The 485-nt window shown below is 65.2% G+C and carries 1 protein-coding gene; it reads left to right on the top strand.

Features of this window, described 5'->3' with window-relative positions; all coding sequences use genetic code 11:
• Positions 1-30 precede the first annotated feature (30 nt).
• Positions 31-485 (top strand): AMP-binding protein (locus P3H15_RS54560; RefSeq protein WP_276144904.1); only part of this gene is annotated, 455 nt, incomplete at its 3' end.

Genomic DNA, 485 nt, shown 5'->3' with positions numbered 1-485 from the left:
CCACTGCGCCCGCAGAACACGGCATACGTGATGTTCACCTCGGGATCGACCGGCCACCCGAAGGGAGTGGCCGTGGCCCACACCGCAATCGTTAATCAGGTTCGGTGGGTGGTGGAGGCGTTCGATCACCGCGCCGGTGACCGCCTCCTGCAGAGCAACGCGGTGACCTTCGACGCGTCCACTCCCGACCTCTTCGCACCGCTGCAGGTCGGCGGATGCGTGGTGTTGGCGAGCTCGGACGGCCAACGCGACCCTGACTACCTGGCAAATGCCATCCGGGCTCAGAAGGTCACCCACATGGCGTCCGTGCCAACAGTGCTAACCAGTCTGATGGCAAGCCGGTCGTCGGACGCTCTCGGTGGGCTGAAGGTGGTCTACCTCGGCGGTGAAATGCTGTCCGGGCAGACGGTCGCGCAGTTGGCGCAGTTCAGTCCGGCGACGGTGTGGAACCAGTACGGGCCCACCGAAACCACCGTCAGCGTCAT

The sequence above is a fragment of the Rhodococcus sp. T2V genome, assembly GCF_029269925.1.
Lineage (GTDB): Bacteria > Actinomycetota > Actinomycetes > Mycobacteriales > Mycobacteriaceae > Rhodococcus_F > Rhodococcus_F koreensis.
This window is presented reverse-complemented; position numbering and strand designations above follow the sequence as displayed.